A 2,729-nucleotide genomic window follows, 5' to 3' on the forward strand; every position below is an offset into this window, starting at 1 on the left:
TATTTAAATATTCATCTCCACTTAAAACAAAGATTCCTTTTTGTGCGCAAAGAAGCCCTAAATAAAGCCGAATCGCTGTGCCTGCATTGCCACAATACAGAATCGTATCTGGCTCCACAATCTTTGCAGGTGGAATCAAGCGGATTCCTCCCCGCTCTTTTTGAACTTTCAAGCCTAACTTTTTCGCAATTTCTAAAGTATCTAATGTGTCTTCGCCCTCCAAATAATTGCGCACAAAACTCGGCTTATCACTCAAAAGCGCAAACATAGCACAACGATGTGAAATAGATTTATCCCCTGCAATTTTATCGGTTTGCAGCGTAAATTCTCTTGCTGGATAAACTTCTAATTTCATCGCAACTCCACATTGAATTCTGTCTTAAGCATTTCTAAGATTTGATAAATCGCTTCGGTAATGTCTTTTTCCTCTAAGGTTTTCATCTCTGATTGCAATTCAAAACGAATCGTTAAACTCAATTTGTCTCCTAGCTTGTCATCTTGGTAAATATCCAAAGGATAAAATCCAACAAGATGAGGAATCTTAAGCTTATCAATCGCCATTCTTAGCTTAAAATATGGAATCTCTTTGTCCAATACCACACTTAAATCGCGTTGTGTTTTTTGGAATTTAGAATACATTTTGACTTGTGGCAAAGTATCTTTTAAGGATTCTAAAGAAATTTCGCACAAATAAGTAGAATCCAATCCTAAATCTAAGGCAACTTGAGGGTGCAAGGTCGCTAGAATTCCAATCTCCTTACCATTTTGCAGAATCCTTGCGCATTGTCCTGAATGGAATAAACCTATCTCACTCTTAAACGATTCCAAACTAAACTCTCCAATCACGCGTGCGATTCTATCACAAAACTCAAAATAATCGCCCTTAATGCCCTTTGCGTTTGGATAACGTTCTTCGCTTAAAAATCCGCTTTGTAAAAATGCCATTTTATCGCTCTGATTGCGCCATTTATCATATACCACGCCCACTTCGCTTAAACTGATTGCTCCAAACCCATTGTTACGATTCTGTTCTGCTGCACGCAAAAGCCCTAGCAATAGAGTGCTACGCAATGTATTTAAATCCTGCGTGATAGGGTTTATTAACTCTAATTGATTTTCCAACACAGAAAAACCATAAGCTTGCAATTTTTCTTTATTTTCAAACACAAAATGCACCACTTCGTTAAACCCTACACTCACCGCCTTTTTAGAAAGATTGCGTCGGAAACGATAAAACCTCAAAGCGTCGTTTGTCTGCTCTTGTTGAATGAAACTTAGAGGCTGGCTTGGGATATTATCAATCCCATAGAAACGAATAATCTCCTCTGCAATATCTTGGAATCCTACAACATCGTGACGAAAAACTGGTGGGGTTGCAACAATCAAATTCTCATTACTTGAAATTTCCACCTTAAACTCTAAGGCTCTTAAAATATTTACAACTTGTAATTTATCTAATTCCACGCCAATGACACGCGACAACAATGGAATCTCTACCGTAATAGGCGTTTTAGATTGGACTTCCAAAACCTCTTGTGTATCATTATAAAGCACAGCGTCTCCATTCAATAATAAATTGGAAAGCACCGACAAACCAAGATTCAAATCCGTATTACTTCCGCGTGAAGAAAAAGTAAAAATCCTCTCATCTACTTTTGGTTTGGATTCCATTGCTTTTTGCGCAATCACCTCTGGAGGAATATAACTTGCCTCTAAGATAATAAATTCTCGTCCCTCCTCATTTAGATTAACTTTACGCGAAAGGTTTTCTGTATATCCATTAATCCCAATGACAGAAAGTTTTCTATCCTCTTGATAAATGCTTTCAAAACCTTGTTCGTCTTGCTTGAGATTCAACACTACTTTGCCGTTTTTACTCGTCAGTTGGCGCAAATCTTGCGGATAAGCATTCAAAAGCACACCGCTAAAAAGCATACTAAAGCGCAAAGCATTGCCTAACCAATCCTCTGTTAATACGTCATTATAAGCCAAGAACAAAACTGCTCCCAAAGGAAGTAAAAAAGGTTTTGCCTCAATCACTTTAAAAAGTAAAGAGGTTCTATGTTTATCGCTTGCAATCACTTGCAACACGCGTCCGATTCCGGGAACATTCTCTGATATTTTTGGCATAGGACACAAGGCTTTGCACTCAAGTTTAAATGCTGCACTCAAGTCTCTAGCAATACCGAGCAAACTCATACAATCGCCACGATTAGGCGTGATAGAAATCTCATAAACTTCTTCATTGAAATAAGGATATTCTCTTAATTCCTTACCAATAATCAATTCTCCAATACTTGTGTCTAGCTCTACGATTCCGTCATTTACTTTTGGGAATCCAAGTTCTGTCGTAGAACATAACATACCGCAACTTTCTACCCCTCTAAGAATAGCTTTTTGAATCTTGACTTGTGGTAATTCTGCTCCCTCTAACGCGACTGCTACATAAATATCTGCTCTTGCATTGGGTGCGCCACAAACGATTTGACGCGTCTCATACGCCCCCTCTTCTCCTCCAATCGCAACTTGACAAACATTGAGTTTTGTCGCGTCTGGGTGTTTTTGACATTCAAGAATTTTACCAACAACAACCTTTTTTGGTGCAATATTTTTTTGAAACGATTCTACTTCTAACCCTATTTTGTTTAAGACTTTGCAAATCTCCTCGCCTGAAATTTCTTCTATTGGTAAAACTTGACTTAAAATACTGCGTGTAAAAATCATTTAAA

General features: G+C 38.0%; 1 protein-coding gene and 1 pseudogene. Both read right to left on the bottom strand.

From position 1 onward, the window contains the following. Positions 1-355 (bottom strand): annotated as a pseudogene (locus tag Q1553_RS08155) (3-phosphoshikimate 1-carboxyvinyltransferase); the annotation flags it as partial. Then, on the bottom strand, positions 352-2,724 hold the full coding sequence (gene pheT, locus Q1553_RS08160; protein ID WP_115550831.1) for a phenylalanine--tRNA ligase subunit beta: 2,373 nt from the start codon (positions 2,722-2,724) through the stop codon (positions 352-354). The pseudogene Q1553_RS08155 and the gene pheT, both read right to left, overlap by 4 nt. Positions 2,725-2,729 lie beyond the last annotated feature (5 nt).

Source organism: Helicobacter sp. UBA3407 (assembly GCF_949747025.1).
Taxonomy (GTDB): Bacteria; Campylobacterota; Campylobacteria; order Campylobacterales; family Helicobacteraceae; genus Helicobacter_D; species Helicobacter_D ganmani.

Bases quoted from the DNA above. Each gene is read 5' to 3' on its own strand.
- pheT (WP_115550831.1), bottom strand. From the start codon at position 2,724: ATGATTTTTACACGCAGTATTTTAAGTCAAGTTTTACCAATAGAAGAA.